We start from the raw sequence: 21753 nt of genomic DNA, 5'->3' as shown, positions 1-21753 counted from the left end.
GTGTTATCAAGGTTCACGAGAGGGAGGAGAGCGGATGTCGGGGATGATGCGCGGCCCGGGGATGGGTGCGGCGAGCTGGCGGCGCCAGGACGCTTCAGTGGCCGGCCAGAAGCTGGCAAAGGGCACGCTGCCGCGGATTGCGCGGTTCGCGAAGCCCTACCGCCTGCACATCACGCTGTTCCTGCTGCTCGTGATCGTCTCGGCCCTGCTGGTGATCGCGTCGCCGCTGCTGTTCAAGAAGATCGTCGACGACGGCATCACGAAGGGGAACGCCGGCCTGGTGACCGCGCTCGCCCTGGTGGTCGCCCTGCTCGCTGTGTTCGACGCGGGCCTCGGCCTGGTGCAGCGCTGGTTCTCGGCGCGCATCGGTGAAGGACTGATCTTCGACCTGCGCACCAAGGTGTACGAGCACGTCCAGCGGATGCCGATCGCGTTCTTCACCCGGACGCAGACCGGCGCGCTGGTCTCCCGGTTGAACAACGATGTGATCGGCGCGCAGCAAGCCTTCACGTCCACGCTGTCCGGCGTGGTCTCGAACATCATCAGCCTGATCCTCGTGGTCGGCGCGATGCTGGTGCTGAGCTGGCAGTTGACCGTCGTTGCGATCCTGATGCTGCCGATCTTCCTGCTCCCGGCCCGGATCCTCGGCCGCCGGCTGGCCGCGATGACTCGCGAGCAGATGCAACTGAACGCCGAGATGTCCACCGGCATGACCGAGCGGTTCAGCGTCGGGGGAGCGCTGCTGGTCACGCTGTTCGGCCGCCCGTCGATCGAGAACCGCGACTTCGGCGAGCGTGCCGGTCGGGTCCGCGACCTGGGCATCCGGATCGCGATGCTCGGTCGCGTCTTCTTCACCGCGCTGACCCTGGTCGCGGCATTGGCCACGGCGCTGGTGTACGGCGTCGGCGGCAACCTCGCGGTCCGTCAGACCCTGACCGTCGGGACGCTGCTCGCACTCGTCGCACTGCTGGGCCGGCTCTACGGTCCGCTGACCGCACTCTCCAACATCCGCGTCGACGTGATGACCGCGTTGATCTCGTTCGAGCGGGTCTTCGAGGTGCTCGACCTCGAGCCGATGATCAAGGACGCGCCCGAGGCGAAGGACGTGCCGGCCGGTTCGGCCGGCGTCGAGTTCGATCACGTCGCGTTCGCTTACCCGACTGCCGACCAAGTATCGCTGGCGAGCCTCGAATCGGTTGCTGTGCTGGACAAGCGCGTGTCGGCGCAGGTGCTCGAGGATGTCAGTTTCGTCGTACGCCCTGGTCAGATGGTCGCGTTGGTCGGGCCGTCCGGTGCCGGTAAGACCACGATCACCAACCTGGTCGCGCGGCTGTACGACGTGACCGGGGGAGCGGTCCGGATCGGCGGGCACGACGTACGGGATGTGACGCTGCAGTCGTTGCGCGATGCCATCGGGTATGTGACGCAGGACGCGCACATGTTCCACGACACGATCCGGGCCAACCTGATCTATGCCAAGCCGGAGGCGACCGAGGAGCAGATGGTCGAGGCGTTGAAGGCGGCGCAGATCTGGGAGCTGGTGTCGTCGTTGCCCGATGGACTCGACACGGTGGTCGGGGATCGCGGTCACCGGCTGTCTGGTGGCGAGAGGCAACGACTTGCGATCGCGCGACTGTTGCTCAAGGCACCGCAGATCGTCGTACTCGATGAAGCGACCGCGCACCTGGATTCCGAGTCCGAGGTGGCTGTGCAGCGGGCGCTCGACACCGCGCTGGAAGGGCGGACGTCGTTGGTGATCGCGCACCGGTTGTCGACCGTACGCAACGCCGACCTGATCCTGGTCGTTGACCACGGCAACGTTGTCGAACGCGGCACGCACGAGCAGCTGCTCGCGGCCGGCGGTGAGTACGCCGACCTGTACCACACACAGTTCAAGGAGTCCGGGACTGCCGCGGGCGTGTAGGTGCGGCTAGATTTGTGCTGAGGAAGGGAGGGGACCGTGATCAAATTCGCCTTGGCCCTCGCCGCGGGGTACGCGGGCTACAAGCTCGCGTACAACTCCGAGGACGGCCGTCACTACGGCGAGACCGGCGACCGCGCCGTCCGGCTCACGCTCTCCCTGCTGATTGCCGCCCTCGCCGGCGGCGTTATGTACGCTGCTCTGCTCCCGCACTAGGCGGCGTCTTCTCCGAGTCGTGCTCCAGCATGTGCAGGACCGGTACGCCGAGGTGCCGGCGGGCCGAATTCGTCCAGTCGAGGTGGAAGAACTCCGCCACGACGTGCGGTCGGGTCAGGATGATGACCTCCTGGCCCTGAACGTGCTGCACGGTCGCGACCAGCGCATCGATCGCGCGCTCGTGCGAGATCCCGCCCTCGGCGGTCTGGCCGAGGTCGCGCAGCCGCTCGACGCTCCGCCCGCTGCAACCCTTCGCCTCGCTGTCGATCGCCTGCTGCGCCTCGGCGAGGTCCTGACGCTGGGTGGCCAGCCCCGGCCCGTAGAGATCCGCGGTGCCGAGTGCACTGATCGAGGCCTCGACACCGGCCTCGGCGTTGTGGCACGGCACGAGCACGTGGTACTTCACCGGCTCGGGCATGTCGTTGTGGAGTTCGACGACGCGTTTCGCGTCTGGCTCGGACAATTCCTGTTCGACGAGCAGTACGACGTCGTACATCTCGTAACCTCCGGTTTCTACCAGTCGGTACGACTCCATGATGCCTCTGTACCCGGTCGGCGTCAGCTGGAACGATCCAGTTTTCTCCGGCCGTAGGTCCGCAGCGCGCGGCTCCGGGTCGGGCAGATCCGGCAGGTACAGGTGCGCCGGATGTCGTCCTCGCTGAGCTCAGCCGCGACCTCCTCGGGCGAACGACCCGCCTCGGCAGCCTCAGCGAGAAGCTCGCGGACGGCGTCCAGCACCTCACCGCGACCGCTGTAGCCGATGGCAATCGTCAACTCACCCACACCGATGCGGTCCCGCGATTCCTCGACCGCGTCCTTCAAGGCCCGAGCGGTTGCGTCCGGCAACAGATCGAGCTGCCCCGCGACATGGAGCCGCCAGCCCGGGTCACGGCGGACGTGATCGGCCAGGACCGTCGTCGTACCCGGCGCCGCGAGCCCAGCGGCGGTTGCCGTCCATGGCGATCGCGACATGTTCCGGCATCGGCAGGCCGGCAAGTTGCCGGCGCAGGATCCTTGCGTAGAGGCGGTAAAGCATCAGCGTTTGGCGCTCGAGAGTACGTCGGCCAGGTCGAACTTGACCGCTTCCTCGAGTTGCTCGTAGGTGCACGACTCCGGCGTACGGTCCGGGCGCCAGCGGACGAACTGTGCCGTGTGCCGGAACCGGATGCCTTCCATGTGGTCGTAGCGGACCTCGACCACGAGCTCGGGCCGCAGCGGGGTGAACGAGAGGTCCTTACCTGCTTGCCAACGGCTACCTTCGGCGTTGCGCGGCGTACGAACGCCTTCCTCCTGCTTGGCCCACGCCCACGGGTGCTCGTCGAACGTGGTGACGAGCGGCTGCATCTCCTCGAACAGCTCCTTGCGGCGCTCGAGCGGGAACGCACCGATCACGCCGACACTCGCCAGCGTGCCGTCCTCGTTGTACAGCCCGAGCAGCAGCGAGCCGATCCGGTCCGGGCCGCTCTTGTGGATGCGGTACCCGGCGACCACGCAGTCCGCCGTACGCTCCGGCTTCACCTTGAACATGGTCCGCTTGTCCGGCAGGTAGAGGCCGTCCAGCGGCTTCGCGATCAACCCGTCCAGACCCGCGCCCTCGAACTGCTCGAACCACTGCCCTGCCGTTTCGTGGTCGGTCGTCGCCGGCGTGACGTGGATCGGCGCCTTCGCACCGGCCAGCGCATCGATCAACGCCGTACGACGCTCAGCGAACGGCCGCTCCATGTAATCGTCGTCACCGAGAGCGAGCAGGTCGAACGCGACGAACCGGGCCGGGGTCTTCTCGGACAGCATGTTCACCCGGCTCGCGGCGGGGTGGATCCGCTGCTGCAGCACCTCGAAGTCGAGCCGGTCCCCGGATTCGCCGATCACGATGATCTCGCCGTCGATCGCGCATCGCTCCGGCAGGTTCGCCTTCACCGCCTCGACCAGTTCGGGGAAGTAGCGCGTCATCGGCTTCTCGTTCCGGCTGCCGATCTCCACGTCGTCGCCGTCGCGGAAGATGATCGACCGGAACCCGTCCCACTTGGGTTCGTAGCTCAGTTCCCCGCGGGGAATCTCCTTGACCGGTTTGGCGAGCATCGGCTTGACCGGCGGCATGACAGGCAGTCGCATCCCGTCATTCTTACCCACGGCCAACTCTTGGGCGATCGGGCGCGTCGCACTGGTAAGGACGAAATGACCAACTCGGGAGGTTGATCATGAAGATCAAGGGTCTTACCAAGGCAGGCGGCGCAGCAGCCGCACTGGCCGTGGCTGCACCGCTCGTCCTGAGCGGTTCGGCTGCTCCTGCCAGCGCTCAGACGACGGCAGCGACGTCGTGTGGGCAGTCCGTCACCCGACTGGATGCTGTCACCTACGCGGACCGGCTGGTTCTCGCCTGGGGTCGCGGAGACGCGGCAAGGACAGCCTGTTACGGATCAACCACTGCTGTGCGGGCGCTGTCCGCGCAGGCGACGCCAGGCGGCATCCACTGGCGCCGGGTCTCGGCGGAAGGCGCGGCCGGGACAATCTATGTGACCTACCACGACGATGCCCGTGGCGGGAATCTCGTCGTCGGCGTCGCCAACGCCGCGCCGGAGTTGCGCGGTCCCGGCGGCTGGCATGCTGCGAACAGCGTTCGCTTCGTCAACGAACCGCGCGCCTGGACCGCGGTGCAGTGGTCCGACAACCTGGTCCGCGCCTGGGGCCGCGGCGACACGAAGTGGATGTCGTACTACGCGACCCCTGCGGCGACGAAGTCCTTGCGGCAGGTCGCGGCCAAGGGCGGTGCGTCCTGGCAGCGGATCGCGACCGAGGGTGCGGCCGGTACGACGTACGTGACCTACAAGAACCTCTCCACGGGTCACCAGTTGGTCGTCGGCATCTCGAACGTCGGACTCTCCCAGGGCGACGCCCATGTCGCCTACCGGATCCAGTACCGCTGACCAGGCTGTCCGCCCGATTTCCCCCGGCCGCCCCCGGGGCTGGTGGACAGTGAGCCGCGCCGCATCGACAATTTGGAGCATGACATCGGTGCCGCTGGAGGGAACGCGTCCGTCGGACGCGGAACGGGACCGTGTCCTGGCCGTCCTGCGCGACGGCGCCGGCTCGGGCCGGCTGTCCCACGACACCTTCATCCGCCGGATGAACTTCGTGCTCCGGGCCCAGAGTCGCGGCGAACTCGCCGACGCCATCCGGGACCTGCCACCCGAGGAACCTCGCGTCACCGGCTGGGCCCGACGAGCCAGGACCACCTGGGCGTCGGGCGTGGTGCGGCCGTGGAACACCTTCCTCGAGCGACTCGGCGGGCTGCCGCGGGTCACGGCCGCGCGGAAGCCGCTGGCTGTGCCGCCTCAAGGGCTTGCGTTGCCGGCGCCCGGCTCGCCGACCGTGCGGATCGGGCGTGGGCCGGGCGCGACGCTGCGGATGGCCGACGTGTCCGTGTCCCGGTTCCATGCAGAGCTCCGGCAGGTCAACGAGACCTGGATGCTGCGTGATCTCGGATCGATGAACGGGACCGAGGTGAACGGCCTGCGCATCACCACGCCGGTCCGGGTGCGTCCAGGTGACCACGTCCGCTTCGGCGCGGTCGCGTACGTACTCATCTGGACCGACCAGCCCGGCTGAACGGTTCTCAGGGCTCGGTTCTCAGGGCTCGGTTCTTAGGGCTCGGCGATGATGCGGCCGCCCTCGAGGAACGGGTCGAACGAGCCGTGTGCCGTCGTACCGTCCTTGGCCGGGATGACTTCTTTGGAGTACTGCGCGATGTAGGCCCGCCGGTGCTTGTCGGTGAGGTTGGGTCCGCTGCGGTGGATGACGACGCTGGAGAAGACCACGATCGAGCCGGCCGGCGCGGTCATCGGGATGCCGGGATCCGAGCCGAAGTAGCAGACCATGTCGTTCAGCTTCGGGTCGCGGATGTGCTTGATGTAGGACTTGATGCCGGACCGCGAGTAGGGGAGCAGGTAGACCGAGCCGTTCTCCTCGGTGACGTCGTCGAGGGCGATCCAGCAGGTCAGGTAGGGGTCGTGGTCCTCGTGCACGTAGCCGGAGTCCTGATGCCAGGCGAACGCCGTGTTCGGGTCGCCGGCCTTGATCACGTACTGCTCCCAGAACAGGAAGGCGTCGTCGCCCAGCGTGGCTTGGCAGATCTCGGCCATCATGTCGCTGAACAGGAACTGCCGCAGCTCGGGCCGGTCCTGGTAGATCATGCTGCTGAAGTACCGCTTGCCCCGGTGATTGATCCCGAGCGAGTCGGTCCCCGCCGCGTCCATGGCCGCGTCGAGCTTGTCGATCGAGAACTGGGCTCCGCCGCGCAGCAGTTCGAGTTGGTCGTCGGTGAGTACGCGCTCCAGCACGAAGTAGCCCTCGTCGCGGAACTGGGCCAGGTGCTCGGGTGTGACCAGTTTGGTCAGTGTCATCGTGCGGTCCTCCGGTCGGTCGCCTCGTCCCTACCGCTACGACGCTAGGCGTACGGCGACCTCCGGAGAATGTCTGCGTGCGGCCCGGACATGAACATTTTGGCGTACCGTGACCCGCATGGCCGAGCGGACAGTCATCGCGATCTCGGACGGCCCGGTGACCAGGCTCGGTCAGCTCGTGCTCGCGGGCGAACTGGACGACGGCGAGCCGATCATGCCGTCGACGCTGCGGGTGCTGGACGCGTACGTGCTCTCCGTGCTGATCGATGGCGAGGGCAACTATCGCGACGCGGACGGGCGGAACGAGCGGATCCGGCCGGGTGCGCACACGATCACGCCGCCCCGTTTCCCGCACACGTACGGCACCGATCCGGGGGAGCGGTGGACCGAGTTGTTCGTCGTCTTCACCGGACCGCTGTTCGACGCCCTCGGCCATCTGGCCGGCGCCGGCCCGCGGTACCCGGTGCCGGCCCCCTCGATCGAAGCGCTGCGCACCGTACTGCGTTCACCGCCACGGAACCGCCGGGTCGCGGAGCACCAGCTGCTGGCGTTGGCGGATTGGCTGATCGACACCGACGACACCGTCGAGAGTCCGGACGTGAGTCCGGAGATCATGGATGCGATGGGCCGGCTGGGCGACGACCTCTCCGCGACCACGGATCTGGCCACGGTCGCGGCCGCGGCAGGTCTGAGCTACGACACGTTCCGGCGTCGCTTCACGGCACAGGTCGGCCAGACGCCGGCCGCGTTCCGGAACGAGCACCGGCTGCACGCGGCGGCCACGTTGCTGCGCCTGACCGACCTGACGCATCGCGAGATCGCGCGGACCCTCGGGTTCGCTGACGAGTTCCACCTGTCCCGGCGGTTCCGGGCCCACTTCGGCGTCGCGCCCCGGAACTACCGCCGTACCTGAGGTGCGGGATGGCCGCCAGCAGCTTGCGCGTGTAGGGGTCCTTCGCTTCTCCAATGCCGCCGTGAATCGAACAGACCAGGGCTGGCTGATCACGTCGCCCGCCGGCCAAGCCACCAACCGGCTCTTGCTGCGGGCAAGGAGACGCGCACACAGCCCATGAACCACGCACCTCCTGAACTGGTTAGGGGAGGAGTACGACCTTGCCTGTCGTGGATCGGGTTTCGAGGGCCTGGTGGGCAGTGGCGGCTTCGGACAAGGGAAAGGTTGTGGTTAGCGCGTGCCAGCGGCCGGAGATGGTCTCTTCCAGGGCGGCTGCTTCCAGCGTGCGGAGTTGGGCGGCTAGTTTGGCGCCGATCGCCCAGCCTGCGGTGAGGCCTCGGCTCATCAGGTCGTCCTGGTTGAACTGGATCGCCCCGCCACCGGACCAGCCGAACATCAGCACCCGTCCGCCGGTGCCCAGCAGATCGAAGGCCCGCTGTCCGTTCGCCCCACCAACGCCATCGAGCAGCACGGTGATCTCCCGACCGCCTAGCTCGGCCGTCAGCTTGTCGGCCCACCTAGGATCCCGGTAGTCGACGGCGTACTGCGCACCCAGCGACCGGACCGTCTCGACCTTCGCCTCACCACCGGCCAACCCGATCACCGTCGCGCCGACGTTCCGCCCGGCCTGGACCAGGTAGCTCCCGATCCCGCCCGCGGCCGCGGTCACCAGTACGACGTCATCGGCAGTCAGCCTGGCCTGACTCAGGATCCCGGCGGTCGTCCGCCCGGTTCCGATCGCCGCGACCGCCTGTGCCGCGTCGACGTGGTCCGGGAGTTCGTACAGCGATACCACCTTCGCGACCGCGCGTTCGGCGTACCCACCGGGCACCATGCCCAGGTGCACCACGACCCGCTTCCCAACCCACGCGTCGTCGACGCCGGGCCCGACCTCGATCACCCGTCCGGAGACCTCACGGCCAGGGATCGTGGGTAGGTCCGGTACGGGGATCGGGCTCCCGCCGTTCAGGCCGGACCGGATCATCGTGTCGACCAGGTGGACGCCGGCCGCCTCCACCTGGATCAGTACCATCCCCTCACCGGGAACGGGATCCGGAACCTCCTCGAACACCAGGTTCTCCGCCGGACCGAACGCATGCAATCTGATCGCCTTCACGACCCAGGACGCTACGACCTCAACATTGCTTCAGGTCAAGCCATCCCACTTTCTTACTTTGTGTATTAAAGTGCGAAGTGAGGGAGGGTGATGTGGCAAGGATTCTGAAGGGCGCGAACGCACAGGAGACGCACAGCGCGATCCTGGATCTGATCCGCTCCAGCGGCACGGTCACGCGGGTCGACCTGGCGGACAGATCCGGCCTGACCGGTGCGTCGATCTCCCGGGTGGTCAAGCAGTTGCTCGCCGACGGCCTCATCGTCGAGACCGGACTCGGCGACCCGACCGGCGGGAAGCGCGCCACCCTGCTGCAGTTCAACCCACGTGCGCGGCACGCCGTCGGCATCTCGATCGACACGATGAGCACGACGTACGTCGTCACCGACATGAGCGGGCGGGTCCTCGATCAGGTGTCCTCGCGCGGCATCGGCCGGGACGCGCCCGCCACGGCCGTGCAGCGGATCACCGCGGAGCTCGAGGACCTGATCGTGAAGGCCGAGATCGCGCCGTCCACGCTGGTTGGTGTCGGCGTGGCTCTCGCTGGCCGGCAAGGCGGGGGAGGGACGCGGCTGCTGCGGACGAACAAGTCGAAGTACGCGTGGGAGCCGTTCGCCGTCCGCGACATCCTCAAGGAAGCGATCGAGCATCCGATCGTGGTGGAGAACGACTCGACCTGCGCTGCGATCGGCGAGTTCTGGGCCGGCCGGATCCCGTCGGTGAACGACTTCGCGACCATCTACCTGGCTGCTGGTTTCGGGCTCGGGCTGGTCACCAACGGCGATGTGTACCGGGGCTCCTCCTCGAATGTCGGGGAGATCGGGCACATGGTCCTCGACGTGAACGGACCGGAGTGCTGGTGTGGTGGACGCGGTTGCCTGGAGAGCCTGGCCGCGCCCGCCCGCGTGGTGAAGCTGGCCGAGGAGGACGAGACCCTGGTCAAGGAGCTTGCTCTCCGCGGCCGGCAGACGGCGGTCCGCTCCGACTTCGCGAAGATCGCCCGCCTCGCGGCAGCCGGCGATCCACGCTGCGTGCGGTTGCTCGAGGAATCCGCGACGTACCTGGCCAAGGCCCTGCTGTCGATCACGAACCTGCTCGACCTGGACCAGATCATTCTGGCCGGCCCAGGCTTCAGCGACGCGGGAGATCTCTACGTCCGCATCGCCACTGCTGAGATCAACCGCCTCTCGTTCGTCCGCGCGATGCACCCCACCCGAGTAGAACTCTCCAAACTGGGCCCGAGCGCCGCCGCCCTCGGGGCCGCCTCCCTGGTCCTCCACAGCCAACTGACGCCGCACCAAAAGTCCACCCGCTAGCGACGGGCTGGAAAACCCTTATCGCCGTGGGCTTCTGACGAATAGGCTCGCGGTCATGACCGAGGGCGACTGGAGGGATGGCGGATTCAGGCAGCGTCGGCCCTCCGCGGAGACCCTTGCCTGGGTTGCGGCATCGATGGGTCGGGGCAGTCGTGTCGTTGGCTATCGCCGCTTGACCGGTGGCGTCTGCTCGGCGGTCAACCGGCTGACTGTCGAGCGACGCGGAGTGCGGACGTTCGTCGTACTGCGGCAGTACCCGGGCGGGCTTGACCTGCAAGAGACCTTGGAGCAGGAGATCGCCAACCTGGGCGTGGTGGCGGGAAGCGGGCTCCCGGTTCCGAGCATCCTGGCTGCTGATGTCGCCGGTGCTTCGACGGGAGGGGCGCCATCGCTGCTGATGACACGGTTGCCGGGGCATGTTCACCTCAACCCGACGGAACCTCGGTCGTGGCTGACGCGGATCGCGGAGCTGGCTGCCTTCCTGCATTCCCTCGATCTCCCCGCCAAGACGTTCAGACCGTGGACGGATTCCTGGATCGCTCCGCTGGACGGGTTCCAGGTGCCGGTCGGCGCACAGAAGCCGGCTGTGTGGAAGGCGGCGTTCGGTGTCATGGCGACGCCGCCGCCGAAGGACACTGCCGTCTTTCTGCACTGCGATTTTCTGCCCGTCAACCTGCTGTGGTCGCGCGGGCGGATTACCGGGCTGACCGACTGGAACGGCATCTATCGGGGATCGCGCGCGATCGACGTCGGGCACTGCCGGCGTTACCTGGCGGCGCTCTACTCGCCCGAGTGGGCGGAGCAGCTTCGGTCGCTGTACGAGTCGAATGCCGGGGTGACTCTCGATCCGTGGTGGGACCTGTATGCCCTGCTGCACTACGACGACAGCGGGGCGAAGTGGATTGACCGTCAGGTCGCCGGGCGCCGTCCCGTCGACGTGCCCGGCATGACTGCCCGGGTCGAGGTCGCCATCGAGACGGCGCTACGGCGCCTGGACGCTAGCTGAGGAAGTCCTTCAGCCACTGGCCGCTCTTCTTCACGATGCGGGCCTGGGTGGTGTAGTCGACGTAGACGATGCCGAAGCGGCGGCTGTGGCCCCAGCTCCATTCGAAGTTGTCGATCAGGGTCCAGGCGAAGTAGCCCTTGAGCGGGAAGCCTTCGGAGACCAGGTCGCGGCAGACCGCGACGTGTTGCTGGAGGTAGTCCAGCCGCTCGTCGTCCTCGACGGTGCCCTCGGCGGTCAGGACGTCCGGGTACGCCGACCCGTTCTCCGTCACGTACAGGGGCAGCTCCGGCGCCAGCTTGTTGATGGTGACCAGGATGTCCCGCAGTCCGCGCGGCTCGATCGGCCAGCCCATCTGGGTGCGGGGGAGACCGGTGTCAACGGCAACGACATTCTCACTGCCGGGCTGGGTCGACGGGCCGGGCGTGGAGATCGGCCCGTCCGGTGCGGCCACGGTCGTCGGGCAGTAGTAGTTCACGCCGATGAAGTCCAGCGGCGCCGCGATCAGCGGGAGGTCGCCCTCCTGCGCACCGAACCACTCGGTCATCCCGGTGTCCGCGAGTACGTCGGCCGGATACGCACCGCTCAGCAGTGGCTCGAGGAACATGCGGTTCCGCAGCCCGTCCACCCGCCGCGCGGCGTCGCGGTCCGCGGCCGAGTCCGACGCGGCGTGGATCGGCGCCGGGTTCAGCGCGATCCCGTACGTGCCGCCCTCCGCCCGGATCGCGTCCAACGTCAGACCATGCCCGAGCAGGAGGTGGTGGACCGCCTTGAGCGCATCCGCGCCCTCGGTCCGCCCAGGAGCGTGCTCTCCGTTCCCATACCCAAGGAACGCCGAGCACCACGGCTCGTTCAGCGTCATCCAATGCTTGATCACGTCCGAGAGTTCGCCGTGGGTGATCGCCGCGTAGTCCCGGAACCGCTCGGCCGTATCGCGAACCAGCCAGCCGCCGGCATCCTCGAGCGCCTGCGGCAGGTCCCAGTGATAGAGGGTCGCGTACGGCGTCACGCCGTACTCCAGGCACGTCTCGGCGAGGCGCCGGTAGAACGCGAGTCCGGGAGCGTTCGCCGCACCGGAGCCGGTCGGGACGATCCGCGGCCACGCGATCGAGAACCGGTACGCCTTCAGCCCCAGGTCCGCCAGCAGCCGGATGTCCTCGGCGAACAGGTGGTAGTGATCGTCCGCAACGTCACCGTTCGTGCCGTCGGCGATCCGGCCGGGCGTGTGCGCGAACGTGTCCCAGATGCTCGGGCCGCGCCCGTCCTCGGACACCGCACCTTCCACCTGGTACGACGCGGTCGCCGCACCCCACGTGAATCCCTCGGGGAACCCGTTCGTCATGTCGTCTCCTTGGTGCGCTCTACCCAGAACCGCTCGTCGGGAAGAAGGCTACCTAACCGGTTAAGCAACTCGTCGGGAAGGTCCACCTCCATCGCCTCGAGGAGTGCGTCGACGCGGGCGGGCTTGGTGATGCCGACCACGGTGGCGGTGATGTCCGGGTTGTCCACCGAGTGCCGGAGCGCGGCCGTGGCGAGGTCGGTGCCGTACTCGCGGCACGCCTTGTCCATCGCCGCGACAGCCTCGAGTACAGCGCCCGGAGCGTCGCGGTAGCCGTACTTCGTCGCGCCCTGCGGGTTGGCCAGGATCCCGCCGCCGTAGATCGCCGCGTTGATGACCGCAAGACCGTCGGCAACAGCCCGACGGATCAGCGGGCCGGCCGTGTGGTCGACCAGGCTCCACCGGTTGTGCACGAGCAGCACCTCGAACCCGCCGAGGTCGAGGTACCGGCCGAGCTCGGTCGTGTTCCCGCCCGCCAGGCCGACATGCCCGATCTCGCCGTCCGCCCGCAGTTGCATCAGGGTGTCGACGGCTTCCCGCATCGACTCGAAGTCGTGGAACTCCGGGTCGTGCAGATGGACCAGCGGGAGCTCGTCGAGGCCGAGTCGTTCCTTGCTCTCGGCAATGCTCGCGCGGACCCGGGCGCCGGAGTAGTCCTTGCCACGCGCATCGACCTTGGTCGCCACCAGGAAGCCGTCCGGGAGACCGCCGTACTCCTTGATCGCGAGGCCGATGCGCAGCTCGCTCTCGCCGTCGCTGTACCCGTTCGAGGTGTCGATCCAGGTCAGCGGGCTGTCGAAGACACGTAGGACCAGGCCGACGGCTTCCTTGCGGGTCACGTCGTACCCGAACACCGCGGGCATGCTGCCGAGCCCGCTGCCGCCGGCGCAGGCGGCGGACACGGTCAGGCCGGTGGAACCGAGGGGACGCAGCCAGTTGTCTCTCATGCCTCGGAGCCTACGGCGAACGCGAACCCGTCGCTGTCGACGTACACCTTGGTCCCGTTCGGAGCGGTTTCCGCGGGCAGGTCCGGCGGGTCGCCGACGAGTTCGGCGTACGCGAACCCGGCCACGTCGAGTTGGGGATCACGGGACTCCTTGTCCACGTCGTACGTGAACACCTCGAGGACCGTGTCGCCGCCCTTCAGGTAGCCGATGTTGAAGCCGCGCGTGTCATGCGGCTGCTCGATCGTGCCGATGAAGGAGAAGCCGTAGTGCTGGTCGTAGTACGAGCTGGTCTGCTCGCGATCCTCGATCGTCACCGCGATGTGGTCGAACCGGGGTCGGGTGGGTACGCCGAGCGCGCGCTCTTTGGCGACACCGTCCGCGTCCAGGACCTCGGCGTACTGCAGGTCGCCGGCGATCATCTCCAGCAACGTGCCGTCCGGGTCGTAGAAGAAGCAGATCCGGACCTTGCCCTCGGCATCGAGCGGGTCGAGCTTGAACTCGACGCCGGCCTCCTTGAGTACGGCGGCCCGCTCGTCGATCCGGTCGACCTTGAAACCGATGTGCCGGAATCCCTTCTGCAGATCGTCCGGGGACCACGTGGTCCGGTCCCGGCCGTGGCCCACGGCCCGCAACTCGATCGTCGCCGTGACGGCGTCCAGGACGGCACGCTCAGCCGTCGGTTCGCCGACGACGGGTAACTCGAGGAACCGCGTGTAGTACTCGACCGAGCGCTGTACGTCCGTGCAGTTGACCACAACGTTCTTGATCGGCATAGGACCTCTTTCAGGGTTCTAGTTCTTGACGGCGCCGAGCATCATCCCGGCGACGAACTGCCGCTGCATCCGGACGTAGACGACGATGACCGGTACGACGGACAGCGTGAGGCCGGCGGTCAGCGCCGGCCAGTTGGTGGAGTACTGGCCCATCAGCGTGAACAGCACCGGCTGAAGGGGGAGTGAGTCGGTGTTGCGCAGGACCGTGTTCGCGATCAGGAACTCGTTCCAGGTGGAGAGGAACTGGAAGATCACCACGGTCGCGATGCCGGGCCGGGTCAGCGGCAGGATCACCCGCCGGAAGATGGTCAGCTCGCTGCCGCCGTCCACCCGGGCCGCCTCGATCAGTTCGTCGGGCAGGGTCTGGAAGAACGCGCGCATCAGGAACATCGCGAACGGCGCCGAGCCGGAGATGTACAGGATCAGCAGACCGGCCTGCGAGTCGAGCAGCCCGAGCGACTTGAGCTCCAGGTACAGCGGAATGATCAGCGCCGTCGACGGCATCATCAGCGTGGTCAGCAGCAGCACGAACAACGTGTTCCGGAAGGGGAAGTCCAGCTTCGCGAACGCATACCCGCTGAGCGTGGCGAACACCAGCACACCGATCACGGTGACCGAGGTGATCCACACGCTGTTCCAGAAGTGCAGCGGGAACTCGATCGACGTCCAGGCTTCCTTGTACGCCGAACCCGTGAAGTGCCGCGGGATGATCGGCCCGTTGAAGATCGTGTTCTGGTCCCGCAACGAGGTGAGCAGCATCCACACGAACGGGAAGGCCATCAACAGGCAGAACGGGAGCAGGACGAAGGTCGCGAACGATTTGCCGACCCATGGCTTCTGCGCGTTCGTCACACTCATCGGTCTGCCCTCCGCGTCAGCCAGAGTTGGGCGATCACGGCCAAGGTGCAGAGGATCATCGTCACCACGCTGAACGCGCTGGCGTAGCCGAGCTGCGGGATCGAGCCCGAGGTCGAACCGAACGCGAGCGAGTAGAGATAGGTGCCCAGCACCTCACTCGCGTGGTTCGGTCCACCGCCGGTCATCACGAAGATGATGTCGAAAGCCTTGAAGCCGTTGAGCAGACCCAGACTGACGATCAGCCCGGTCACGACCCGCAGACTCGGCACGGTGATGTGGCGGAACTGCTGGACCGTGTTGGCTCCGTCCATCGCCGCCGCCTCGTACAGGTTCGGGTCGATGCTCTGCAGACCGGCGAAGTAGATCAGCATGTTGAAGCCGAGACCGCCCCAGACCGTCACCACGACGATCGCCGGCAGCACGGTCTTCTGGTCGGCCAGCCACGGATGCTGCAGGCTGTCCAAACCGATTGCCCCGAGCAACCGGTTGAGCGTGCCGATGTTCGGGTCGTAGATCAGCTTCCACAGCACGGCCGACACCACGAACGAGACGATGCCCGGGATGAACAGGATCGTCCGGACCAGTACGCCGACCTTCGACCAGACCACGTTCACCAGGACGGCGGTGACGAGTCCGAGGAACGCCAGGACCGCCGTGGTCACCCCGGTCAGCACGAGCGTGATGATCATCGCGCGGCGTGCGACCGGGTCGCCCAGCATCCGGCTGTAGTTGTCGAACTGGACGAACCTCGGCGTACCGAAGCCTCCCCACGAGGTGAGGCTCAGGTACGCCGTGTACAGGATCGGCCAGAGCACGAAGCCCAGGAACAGGACGAACGTCGGCCCGACGAAGAGGAAGCCCGCCAGCCGCTGCGACTTCCGCAGCGGTGAACCGAACCGGTACGACCGCCGCGGAAGCGGGCTCTGATCGGCGGCCGGCACTTGTTTGCTGGAGAGTGCTGTCGCCATCCGATCAGCCACCCTTGGCGTTTTGCACGGCCGCCTGCATCTCCTTGGCGACGGCGGCCGGATCCCCCTTGCCGTCGAAGATCTTCGCGAGCGGATCACCGGCCGCGACCGACCCGGGACCGAAGGGGATGTGTGGGCACCCGTCGCCGTCGAGCAGCCAGGACGTCATCTGCTTCATGATCGGCAGCTCGATCCGATTGGCCGCGCTCTTGGTGGCAGGCATCGAGTTGGAGTCGTTCATGGTGGGGGAGTACTGCTCGGCCGAGTACATGAACTTGAGGAACTCCAGCGCGGCGTCCTTGTTCTTGCTCGTCTCCGAGACCGCCCAGCCGGCGCCGGCCTGGTTGGCGGTCCAGTGCCGCTTCCCGGCCGCGATCGCCGGGGTCTTCATCACCTTGTACTTCTTGTTGAACGCCGGGGTGGCGTCCGTGGTCAGGCCCTGCGGCGTCCAGCTGCCGTTGAACAGCATCGCCGCCTTCTCGGTGTAGAAGATCTGCGGTGCCTGGTCGCCACTGGTGCCCGTCGTGCCGGGCTGGAAGACGCCGCCGTCGACGATCTTCTTCTGCAGCTCGATCGCCTGGATCACCTTCGGGTCCTCGTACGTCGCCCCGTCCTTCAGCTGGTCGAGCTTCAGGTAGAAGGTGGGGTCGTCGGCGACCTGGGTGATGAGCGGAAGGAAGAAGTCGAGTGAGCTCGTGGTCGGATTGCAGCTCAGCGCCACCGGGAACTTGCCGGTCGCCTTGATCTTCGCCGCGGCCGCGATCAGGTCGTCCCAGGTCTCGATCTCGTCCTCGCCGACACCGGCCGCCTTCAGCAGGTCCGGGTTGTAGAAGATGCCGAACGTCTGCGCCATCCAGCCGATCGCGTACTGCTTGCCGTCCAGGGTGTACTCCTGGTTGGCCGAATCGAAGAAGTCCTTCAGGAAGTCGTCACCGAGATCCTTCTTCAGGTCTGCCGAGATCCCGCCGGTCCCGTACGTCAGCGCCCGCGTGTGCGGCGCGAAGATCTCCGGTACGTCGCCACCCGCGACCGCGGCCTGCAGCGCCGGCAGGTACTGGTCCGGGGTGCCGAAGATGCGGTTCTCGATCGTGATGTTGCTGTGTTGCGCCTGGAATTTCTCGATCAGTTGCGGGAACTGCTTCTCCTGGTCGTTGTACCAGGACCACATCCGCACCACGGCCTTCCCGCCGCTCGTGGTGCCGCCGCTGTCACTGCCACCACAGGCGGCCAGTGTGGAACCGAGGGCGGACCCCAGCCCGAGCGCGCCCACTGCTCCCTTGAGTACCGTCCGCCGCCGCACGTGCCGTTCGCCCATCGCCGACTCCTACTCAGTCACTCACGAACCTCACCTCAACTTCCTAACTGAAAGTAAGAAAGTGGTCAAGGTCATAGCCGTCTTTCCGGCCTTTTCCGGATGGGCAGGTCAGCTTCTGCGGATACTCCGGCTCCGCAGGCGTGGATTGACCTCCGGCGACCGGGCGGCGAGAGGGCTCATAGGGTGGGGCTCATGGTGATGCGGTTGAGTGAGCGGTGGCCGGAGGTGAGCTCCGATCGGCTGCTGTCGGAGTGCGTGCCGCCGCCGCGTTTCACCGAGGTCCGGTTCGCGACGTACCGGCCCGATCCGAACGAGCCATCACAGGCCGAAGCCCTTGCTGTGCTGACCGAGCGAGCCAAACAGCTGGCCCAGCCACGCCAGACCCCGACCCTCTGGGACCGCCTCCGCCGCCGGCCTCAAGACCCGGAGAAGCCCGGTATCTACCTCGACGGCGGATTCGGCGTCGGCAAGACGCACCTGCTCGCCTCGCTCTGGCACGAGTCGACCGGCCCGAAGATGTACTGCACCTTCGTCGAACTCACCAACCTCGTCGGCGCCCTGGGTTTGCGCGCCGCCGTCGACGCGTTGTCGTCGTACCGGCTGATCTGCATCGACGAGTTCGAGCTCGACGATCCCGGCGATACGATGCTGATCTCGCGACTGCTCGGTCAGCTCGTCGCGGCCGGGGTCGAGTTGGCCGCGACCTCGAACACCCTGCCGGACAAGCTCGGCGAGGGCCGGTTCCAGGCGATCGACTTCCTCCGCGAGATCCAGGCGCTCGCCGCGAACTTCGACGTACGTCGGATCGATGGGCCGGACTACCGGCATCGCGGTCTCCCGGTGGCGCCCGAGCCGTGGCCGGATGAGCGGGTCGAGCGGACGGCTGCCGAGCGACCCGGTGCGTCCTGTGATCACTTCGTCGACCTGCACCGGCATCTGGCCGAGCTGCACCCGAGCAAGTACGGCGCTCTGCTCGACGGTGTCGAGACCGTCGCGATCACCGACATCCGCCCGCTGACCGACGAGAACGTCGCGCTCCGGATGGTCGTGCTGGCCGACCGCATGTACGACCGCAACCTGCCGCTGCTGGCCGGCGGCGTACCCCTGGACCAACTGTTCTCCGCGGACATGCTCAAAGGCGGGTACCGGAAGAAGTACCTCCGCGCCCTGTCCCGCCTGATCGCCCTGACCCGCATCTCCACTGAAATCGGCGGTTGATGAGGCACGATGAGCAGATGGCGAAGCAGAAGAAGGGTCAGAAGGCGGAGGACGGCGGCCTGCTCGGTCAGTTGCGGATGCCGTCCGGACCGGTGGACCTGACGAAGTACGACACGCGTGCCACGCCTGGGTTCGCCGGGTCCAAGGACGACGGCAAGGCCGCGATGGAGGGCCTCGGCGCCGAGGTGTCCGACTGGCAGGAGCGGCTGTTCGCCGAGGGGCGCAAGGGCGGGCAGCGGAGCATCCTGCTGGTGCTGCAGGGGATGGACACGTCCGGCAAGGGCGGAGTGATTCGGCACGGCGCAGGACTGATGGATCCGCAGGGCCTGAAGATCACGTCGTTCAAGGCGCCGACACCGGCCGAGAAGCGGCGCGGGTTCCTGTGGCGGATCCGCCAGGCGGTGCCGTCGCACGGGCTGATCGGGATCTTCGACCGGTCGCACTACGAGGACGTGCTGATCGCCCGGGTGCGGAACCTGGTCGCCCCGAGCGTGTGGGACAAGCGCTACGACCAGATCAACGAGTTCGAGGCCGAGCTGGCCGACAGCGGCGTGACGATCCTGAAGTGCTACCTGCACATCTCGGCGGACGAGCAGAAGGTCCGGTTGCAGGAGCGGCTGGACAACCCGACCAAGCACTGGAAGTACAACCCCGGTGACGTGGACGAGCGCGAGTTCTGGCCGGACTACATGGACGCGTACCACGCGGCCATCGAGCGGTGCGGCACTGAGAAGGCGCCCTGGTACGTCGTCCCGAGCGACCGCAAGTGGTACCGCAACTGGGCCATCACCACGATGCTCCTGGAGACCCTGAAGTCCCTCGACCCGCAGTGGCCCGAGGCCGACTTCGACGTAGCGACCGAGAAGAAGCGCCTCGCCGCAACGTAGGTCAGCTGTCCGGATCGATGTCGTGCTGCCGGAGCAGGTCGCGGAGGTGGGCGACCTGCTCGTGCAGGCGTTCGTTCTCGTTGAGCAGGGAGTTGAGCTCGGCCAGTAGGTGATGACGACGGCCGAACGTCATCCAGGTGGCCGAGTCCTCGTCGAGCATGCCGGCAACAGCCGACTCGGACCGCTTGCGTCGGTCGAGCAGTTCCTCGACCTTCAGGCGTACCTGGTCCGGGTCGGAAGTGAGCTTGGTGAGGATCTGGCCGGCCACACCCTCGCCGTCGCGAAGGAGGCCGAGCAGCAGATGCTCGGTGCCGAGCTTGTCGGCGCCCATCCGCCGGGCCTCGTCCCACGCGTACTCGAAGGTGGTCTTCGCCCGCGGCGTGAACGGGATGTGCCCGCCACCGCTCACGCCAGGACCACCGCGGCCGATGATCTCCACCACGAGTTTGCGGACAGCCGGCGCATCGATCCCCATCCCGGACAGCGCCCGCGCGGCATAGTCCCGGCCCTCCACGAGCAGCCCGAGCAGGAGATGCTCGGTCCCGATGTAGACGTGGTCGAGCCCGCGGGCCTCCTCCTGCGACAGGACGACGACCCGCCTGGCCGGATCCGTGAATTTCTCGAACATGTGCCACTCCCTCTCAGCTCCGACATCAAGTCGCGCGAGCTCGTCCTCCAGCACCAGATCGAGCCGGAGATGCTCCTGCAGGTCGTCCGCGGTCACCGGGCTGTGCTCGAGCCGGCCCACCAGGAACTCGCCGACCTCCCGGTCGGTCGCGCTACCGGTAGCGACCCGGTCGAGCAGTTCGTCCACCTCGTCCACCGGCTCGAGTCGCAACTCGACCCGGTTGAGCGATCCGAACTGCAGCATCACCGCGACGGCGACGACCCGATTCGCTCCGTCGAACGGCCGCGCCCGTACCAGCCCTGCCAGCAGGACCCCAGCTGCCTCGGCCAACCCGAGTGCATGCCGCACGTCGCTCAGCACGCGATCGACCGCATCCAGATCAGTCCGTCGTACGGCGTCCTCCGACTCGCACTGCCACACCCGGGCCGCGATCGCGACGACGTCGTACGTGCCGAGATAACGCATCAGTCGTCCCCGCGGAGCCGGCGTAGCGACTCCTCGTGGCGCGCCAGGTTCTCCTCGAGCAGCCGGCTGAACCGCGTGTCCTGCCGCCGCTGATCCACCAGCGCGGTGATCGCCTCCCGCGCGACATCCGACACCGACCGGCCCTCCACCGACGCCACCGTCTGCAGCCGCTCGGCCAACTCCGGATCAAGCCGCAACAGGATGTTCTTGGTCCCGTCCTTCGTCATAGCTATCAAGATATCACGCTATCTGCGGTCGCAGTAGGCGCGGAGATGAGTGAGGGTTGGGGAGTGGAGAATCTGCGGACCGAGGTTGTCGTCGTTGGGCTGGGGGCGTTCGGGTCGGCTGCTTTGTGGCGGCTGGCTGAGCGGGGGGTGAAGGTTGTCGGGGTTGAGCGGCAGGGGATCGGGCATCCGTTCGGGTCCTCGCATGGGACTACCCGGCTCTTCCGGGTGGCTTGTATGGAGCATCCGGGGCTGACGACGATTGCGCGGAAGTCGCTGGAGTTGTGGACGGATCTGGGGGAGCGGAACGGGGCGACGTACGTTCGTCAGACTGGATCGCTCAATGTGGGTGGGCCGGAGAGCCGGCCGGTGCAGGGTGCGCGTCGGGCGGCTGCCGAGGCTGGGGCGCCTACTACGGACCTGACTCACGACGAGGTTGTTGAGCGGTTTCCGCAGTACCGGCTGGGGTCTGATGATGTGGCTGTTTGGGATCCGGGGGCTGGGATCTGTTTCGCCGAGCCGACGGTGCGCGCGCAGGTTGCGGAGGCTGAGCGGCTGGGGGCGACGGTTTATCCGCACACGATGGTGACCGGGATCGATGTCGGTGCCGGCGAGGTGACCGTGCATACGCCGATGGTCGACATCGTGGCTGAGCAGGTTGTGGTGAGCACGGGAGCCTGGTTGAGCAAGCTCGTGCCCGGGTTGCCGTTGTCACCTCGGCGTACGCCGTTGTTCTGGTTCCAGCCTCGGGAGCTGGGGTCACGTGCGTTCGAGTTGGAGAGGTTTCCGTCGTTCATCTGGGAGTTCGACGATGGGCGCGGGTTGTGGGGGCATGGGTCGGACGAGGAGTTTCTCGTCAAGGTGGGGTTGCATGGGGACGAGTCCGCTGCGGCTGTCGATCCGGAGGAGTTGGATCGGTACATCCATCCGCGGGAGGACATCGCGGAGTTGTCCGCGGTGATCGCGGATCGGTTCCCGGAGCTCGATCCGGAGCCGGTGAAGGTGGCGCCGTGCATGGTGACGGACTCACCCGACGGGCAGTTCTTGGTCGGGCGGTACGACGAGCGGCTGGTGGTCGCGGGTGGGGACAGCGGGCACGGCTTCAAGCACTGTGCGGGCGTGGGGGAGTTGCTCGCCCAGATAACAACAAAGGAGACGCCGTTTACCGACGTCTCCTTTGTCGACCCAACTCGCTTCAGCTAAACAAAC

General features: G+C 67.1%; 23 protein-coding genes. 10 read left to right on the top strand and 13 right to left on the bottom strand.

Annotated elements, in window-relative coordinates; all coding sequences use genetic code 11:
* Positions 1 to 34 precede the first annotated feature (34 nt).
* Together AB0L70_RS37315 and AB0L70_RS37310 are read left to right on the top strand one after the other, a co-directional pair.
* A complete protein-coding gene (locus tag AB0L70_RS37315; protein ID WP_363691580.1) occupies positions 35 to 1924 on the top strand; it encodes an ABC transporter ATP-binding protein in 1890 nt (629 codons plus the stop codon).
* A 36-nt stretch (positions 1925 to 1960) separates the two neighbouring features.
* The gene (locus tag AB0L70_RS37310; RefSeq protein ID WP_363691579.1) at positions 1961 to 2137 is read left to right on the top strand and encodes a hypothetical protein; all 177 of its coding nucleotides are present in this window, start codon (positions 1961 to 1963) and stop codon (positions 2135 to 2137) included.
* Here AB0L70_RS37310 and AB0L70_RS37305 read toward each other — a convergent pair.
* The 3 genes from AB0L70_RS37305 to AB0L70_RS37295 all read right to left on the bottom strand — a co-directional run bounded on the left by AB0L70_RS37305 (position 2109) and on the right by AB0L70_RS37295 (position 4249).
* Positions 2109 to 2672, bottom strand: a complete 564-nt coding sequence (locus AB0L70_RS37305) for a hypothetical protein (RefSeq protein WP_363691578.1) — start codon at positions 2670 to 2672, stop codon at positions 2109 to 2111. The genes AB0L70_RS37310 and AB0L70_RS37305 overlap by 29 nt on opposite strands.
* A gap of 23 nt (positions 2673 to 2695) precedes the next feature.
* Positions 2696 to 3109, bottom strand: coding sequence for an undecaprenyl diphosphate synthase family protein (locus AB0L70_RS37300; RefSeq protein WP_363691577.1), 414 nt, complete (start codon positions 3107 to 3109; stop codon positions 2696 to 2698).
* A 63-nt stretch (positions 3110 to 3172) separates the two neighbouring features.
* Positions 3173 to 4249 (bottom strand): ATP-dependent DNA ligase, encoded by a 1077-nt coding sequence (locus tag AB0L70_RS37295; protein ID WP_363691576.1) that lies wholly within the window; start codon positions 4247 to 4249, stop codon positions 3173 to 3175.
* 86 nt (positions 4250 to 4335) lie between these two features.
* Between AB0L70_RS37295 and AB0L70_RS37290 the strand changes: the two genes are divergently transcribed.
* Together AB0L70_RS37290 and AB0L70_RS37285 are read left to right on the top strand one after the other, a co-directional pair.
* Complete coding sequence (locus AB0L70_RS37290) at positions 4336 to 5061, top strand: hypothetical protein (RefSeq protein WP_363691575.1); 726 nt, start codon at positions 4336 to 4338, stop codon at positions 5059 to 5061.
* Between the two features lie 79 nt (positions 5062 to 5140).
* Entirely contained in the window at positions 5141 to 5743 is a 603-nt protein-coding gene (locus AB0L70_RS37285; protein ID WP_363691574.1) for a DUF1707 and FHA domain-containing protein, read from the top strand.
* A 35-nt stretch (positions 5744 to 5778) separates the two neighbouring features.
* Here the strand turns inward: AB0L70_RS37285 and AB0L70_RS37280 are convergent, their stop codons facing one another.
* The gene (locus tag AB0L70_RS37280; protein WP_363691573.1) at positions 5779 to 6537 is read right to left on the bottom strand and encodes a phytanoyl-CoA dioxygenase family protein; all 759 of its coding nucleotides are present in this window, start codon (positions 6535 to 6537) and stop codon (positions 5779 to 5781) included.
* Between the two features lie 118 nt (positions 6538 to 6655).
* On the opposite strand from AB0L70_RS37280, the gene AB0L70_RS37275 reads away from it, so the two are divergent.
* Positions 6656 to 7450 (top strand): AraC family transcriptional regulator, encoded by a 795-nt coding sequence (locus AB0L70_RS37275; RefSeq protein WP_363691572.1) that lies wholly within the window; start codon positions 6656 to 6658, stop codon positions 7448 to 7450.
* A gap of 181 nt (positions 7451 to 7631) precedes the next feature.
* On the opposite strand, the gene AB0L70_RS37270 is transcribed toward AB0L70_RS37275, so the two are convergent.
* Complete coding sequence (locus AB0L70_RS37270; RefSeq protein ID WP_363691571.1) at positions 7632 to 8606, bottom strand: zinc-binding dehydrogenase; 975 nt, start codon at positions 8604 to 8606, stop codon at positions 7632 to 7634.
* Between the two features lie 92 nt (positions 8607 to 8698).
* Here AB0L70_RS37270 and AB0L70_RS37265 point away from each other — a divergent pair, with 92 nt between their 5' ends.
* Both AB0L70_RS37265 and AB0L70_RS37260 read left to right on the top strand, forming a co-directional pair.
* Positions 8699 to 9919, top strand: a complete 1221-nt coding sequence (locus AB0L70_RS37265) for an ROK family transcriptional regulator (RefSeq protein ID WP_363691570.1) — start codon at positions 8699 to 8701, stop codon at positions 9917 to 9919.
* Between the two features lie 136 nt (positions 9920 to 10055).
* Positions 10056 to 10925 (top strand): aminoglycoside phosphotransferase family protein, encoded by an 870-nt coding sequence (locus AB0L70_RS37260; protein WP_363691569.1) that lies wholly within the window; start codon positions 10056 to 10058, stop codon positions 10923 to 10925.
* Here the strand turns inward: AB0L70_RS37260 and AB0L70_RS37255 are convergent.
* The 6 genes from AB0L70_RS37255 to AB0L70_RS37230 are packed head-to-tail and all read right to left on the bottom strand — an operon-like array spanning position 10918 to position 17122.
* Positions 10918 to 12264 (bottom strand): GH1 family beta-glucosidase, encoded by a 1347-nt coding sequence (locus AB0L70_RS37255; RefSeq protein ID WP_363691568.1) that lies wholly within the window; start codon positions 12262 to 12264, stop codon positions 10918 to 10920. The two genes, AB0L70_RS37260 and AB0L70_RS37255, sit on opposite strands and share 8 nt — an antisense overlap.
* A complete protein-coding gene (locus AB0L70_RS37250) occupies positions 12261 to 13208 on the bottom strand; it encodes an aldo/keto reductase (protein WP_363691567.1) in 948 nt (315 codons plus the stop codon). Before AB0L70_RS37250 ends, AB0L70_RS37255 begins: the two co-directional genes overlap by 4 nt.
* Positions 13205 to 13981: a VOC family protein gene (locus tag AB0L70_RS37245; RefSeq protein WP_363691566.1), complete on the bottom strand. Its 777-nt coding sequence runs from the start codon at positions 13979 to 13981 to the stop codon at positions 13205 to 13207. The genes AB0L70_RS37250 and AB0L70_RS37245 overlap by 4 nt, the downstream gene beginning before the upstream one ends.
* Positions 13982 to 13999: 18 nt before the next feature.
* The gene (locus tag AB0L70_RS37240) at positions 14000 to 14839 is read right to left on the bottom strand and encodes a carbohydrate ABC transporter permease (RefSeq protein ID WP_363691565.1); all 840 of its coding nucleotides are present in this window, start codon (positions 14837 to 14839) and stop codon (positions 14000 to 14002) included.
* Positions 14836 to 15807 (bottom strand): sugar ABC transporter permease, encoded by a 972-nt coding sequence (locus tag AB0L70_RS37235; protein ID WP_363691564.1) that lies wholly within the window; start codon positions 15805 to 15807, stop codon positions 14836 to 14838. Before AB0L70_RS37235 ends, AB0L70_RS37240 begins: the two co-directional genes overlap by 4 nt.
* Before the next feature lie 4 nt (positions 15808 to 15811).
* Entirely contained in the window at positions 15812 to 17122 is a 1311-nt protein-coding gene (locus tag AB0L70_RS37230) for an extracellular solute-binding protein (RefSeq protein ID WP_363691563.1), read from the bottom strand.
* A 192-nt stretch (positions 17123 to 17314) separates the two neighbouring features.
* On the opposite strand from AB0L70_RS37230, the gene zapE reads away from it, so the two are divergent.
* Positions 17315 to 18340, top strand: a complete 1026-nt coding sequence (zapE, locus tag AB0L70_RS37225; RefSeq protein ID WP_363691562.1) for a cell division protein ZapE — start codon at positions 17315 to 17317, stop codon at positions 18338 to 18340.
* A 17-nt stretch (positions 18341 to 18357) separates the two neighbouring features.
* Complete coding sequence (locus tag AB0L70_RS37220) at positions 18358 to 19227, top strand: PPK2 family polyphosphate kinase (protein ID WP_363691561.1); 870 nt, start codon at positions 18358 to 18360, stop codon at positions 19225 to 19227.
* A gap of 1 nt (position 19228) precedes the next feature.
* Here AB0L70_RS37220 and AB0L70_RS37215 read toward each other — a convergent pair whose 3' ends face one another.
* Both AB0L70_RS37215 and AB0L70_RS37210 read right to left on the bottom strand, forming a co-directional pair.
* The gene (locus AB0L70_RS37215) at positions 19229 to 20320 is read right to left on the bottom strand and encodes a Clp protease N-terminal domain-containing protein (RefSeq protein WP_363691560.1); all 1092 of its coding nucleotides are present in this window, start codon (positions 20318 to 20320) and stop codon (positions 19229 to 19231) included.
* Positions 20320 to 20547, bottom strand: coding sequence for a ribbon-helix-helix protein, CopG family (locus tag AB0L70_RS37210; protein WP_363691559.1), 228 nt, complete (start codon positions 20545 to 20547; stop codon positions 20320 to 20322). The genes AB0L70_RS37215 and AB0L70_RS37210 overlap by 1 nt, the downstream gene beginning before the upstream one ends.
* Positions 20548 to 20592: 45 nt before the next feature.
* On the opposite strand from AB0L70_RS37210, the gene solA reads away from it, so the two are divergent.
* Positions 20593 to 21747, top strand: coding sequence for an N-methyl-L-tryptophan oxidase (gene solA, locus AB0L70_RS37205; RefSeq protein ID WP_363691558.1), 1155 nt, complete (start codon positions 20593 to 20595; stop codon positions 21745 to 21747).
* Positions 21748 to 21753 lie beyond the last annotated feature (6 nt).

Origin of the sequence: Kribbella sp. NPDC051952, from assembly GCF_040680855.1 — a bacterium.
Classification (GTDB): Bacteria; Actinomycetota; Actinomycetes; order Propionibacteriales; family Kribbellaceae; genus Kribbella.
This window is presented reverse-complemented; position numbering and strand designations above follow the sequence as displayed.